At 53.8% G+C, this 2,929-nt stretch carries 1 rRNA gene; it reads right to left on the bottom strand.

Features of this window, described 5'->3' with window-relative positions:
- A 23S ribosomal RNA gene (locus HMPREF2690_RS00165) occupies positions 1-2,725 on the bottom strand; the annotation flags it as partial.
- Between the last annotated feature and the right edge of the window lie 204 nt (positions 2,726-2,929).

A 2,929-nucleotide genomic window follows, 5' to 3' on the forward strand; every position in this document is an offset into this window, starting at 1 on the left:
CTCCAGCCCCAGGATGCGACGAGCCGACATCGAGGTGCCAAACCATCCCGTCGATATGGACTCTTGGGGAAGATCAGCCTGTTATCCCCGGGGTACCTTTTATCCGTTGAGCGACACCACATCCACAAGTAGGTGCCGGATCACTAGTCCCGACTTTCGTCCCTGCTCGACTTGTAAGTCTCGCAGTCAAGCTCCCTTGTGCACTTACACTCTAAACACCTGATTGCCAACCAGGCTGAGGGAACCTTTGGGCGCCTCCGTTACATTTTGGGAGGCAACCGCCCCAGTTAAACTACCCACCAGGCACTGTCCCCAACCCAGATCATGGGCCAAGGTTAGATATCCACTACGGTCAGAGTGGTATTTCAACAACGACTCCACAACCACTGGCGTGGCCGCTTCAACGTCTCCCACCTATCCTACACAAACCGCACCGAATGCCAATACCAAGCTATAGTGAAGGTCCCGGGGTCTTTTCGTCCTGCCGCGCGTAACGAGCATCTTTACTCGTAGTGCAATTTCACCGGGTCTGTGGTTGAGACAGCAGGGGAGTCGTTACGCCATTCGTGCAGGTCGGAACTTACCCGACAAGGAATTTCGCTACCTTAGGATGGTTATAGTTACCACCGCCGTTTACTGGGGCTTAAATTCTCCGCTTCGGACTAAATGTCCTAACAGGTCCTCTTAACCTTCCAGCACCGGGCAGGCGTCAGTCCGTATACATCAACTTCATCGTCTTCGCACGGACCTGTGTTTTTGATAAACAGTCGCTCCCCTCTATTCTCTGCGACCCACGCCAGCAACCACGATCGTATGATCGGGCACCAGCTTGGGTCCCCCTTCTCCCGAAGTTACGGGGGTAATTTGCCGAGTTCCTTAACCACAGTTCTCCCGACCGCCTGAGTATTCTCTACTTGACTACCTGTGTCGGTTTCGGGTACGGGCCGTATACACACATCGCTAGAGGCTTTTCTCGGCAGTAGAGGATCACCAACATCACCCAATACGGGCTACGCATCACGCCTCACACTATTGACAGCCGCATTTAACATGCTGTCGTGCCACACGCTTGCACCGCAATCCAATAAGCGGCTTGGCTACCTTGCTGCGTCACCCCATCACTGACCTACAACGGATCAGGCCCCACGCATCACCACCAACCACACATCAAAGATGTGCATGTCGGCGGCTTTGGGTGGTTAGTATCACCGCTTCGATACTGGGCGCGTATATACGGGTACGGGAATATCAACCCGTTGACCATCGACTACGCCTGTCGGCCTCGCCTTAGGACCCGACTCACCCTGGGAAGACGAACTTGACCCAGGAACCCTTAGTCATTCGGCGGATACGATTCTCACGTATCATTCGTTACTCATGCCTGCATTCTCACTCGCGTGCAGTCCACCGCTTCTTCCGATACGGCTTCACCCCACACACGACGCTCCCCTACCCATAGTAAAAACTATGCCGCGGCTTCGGCGGTGTGCTTGAGCCCCACTACATTGTCGGCGCAGAACCACTCGACCAGTGAGCTATTACGCACTCTTTCAAGGATGGCTGCTTCTAAGCCAACCTCCTGGCTGTCTTCGCGATCCCACATCCTTTTCCACTTAGCACACCCTTAGGGGCCTTAACCGGCGATCTGGGCTGTTTCCCTCTCGACTATGAAGCTTATCCCCCACAGTCTCACTGCAATGCTAAAACTTCACCGGCATTCGGAGTTTGGCTGACGTCACTAAGATGATAGTCCCGCTCGGCCATCCAGTAGCTCTACCTCCGGTAAGCACACATCACGCTGCACCTAAATGCATTTCGGGGAGAACCAGCTATCACGGAGTTTGATTGGCCTTTCACCCCTACCCACAGCTCATCCCCTCAGTTTTCAACCTAAGTGGGTTCGCGCCTCCACAACCTCTTACAGCTGCTTCACACTGGCCATGGGTAGATCACCCCGCTTCGGGTCCAGGACATGCCACTTGACACCCTCTTAGGATTCGCTTTCGCTACGACTACCCCACACTCGGGTTAACCTCGCGACATGCCGCTGACTCGCAGGCTCATTCTTCAAAAGGCACGCCATCACACACAAACGGTGCTCTGACGGATTGTAAGCGCATGGTTTCAGGAACTCTTTCACTCCCCTCCCGGGGTACTTTTCACCATTCCCTCACGGTACTATTCACTATCGGTCACACTGGGTATTTAGGCTTACCGGGTGGTCCCGGCAGATTCACAGCAGATTTCACGAGCCCGCTGCTACTCGGGGAAAACATGATCAGACAACATATGCAACGCCTTCACGTACGGGGCTTATCACCCGCTCCGGCACGCCATCCCAGACGTTTCCGCTAACGCACACACACCATCTCACGGTCAGGTAGCCCGCAACGATCACACCCCACAACACCGCACACGCAACCCCTACCCAGGTATCACACGCACACGGTTTAGCCTCATCCGCTATCGCTCGCCACTACACACGGAATCACAAATTGTTTTCTTCTCCTGTGGGTACTGAGATGTTTCACTTCCCCACGTCACCTCCACACAGGCTATGCATTCACCTGCAGGTAACACCACACAACTGGTGTTGGGTTTCCCCATTCGGACATCCTCGGATCAACGCACTGTTGGCAACTCCCCGAGGCTTAACGCAGCCTCACACGTCCTTCATCGGCCCAGCATGCCAAGGCATCCACCATACGCCCGTAACACAAAACAACAATTACGGTCGCTACAAAAACTGTAGACACTCAACAAACAAAAATTACACAAAAAGAACAAGATGCTCGCGTCCACTATACAGTTCTCACACAACACACACCCCACGAAGACCAACCACCACAACAGATGATCAACCAACAATGGAATGCCACAACAAGGAACACACAATGTTGCCCCAGACACCCAACAGCATGCCAACACA

The sequence above is a fragment of the Corynebacterium sp. HMSC034E11 genome, assembly GCF_001835905.1.
In the GTDB taxonomy this organism is placed as follows: Bacteria; Actinomycetota; Actinomycetes; order Mycobacteriales; family Mycobacteriaceae; genus Corynebacterium; species Corynebacterium coyleae.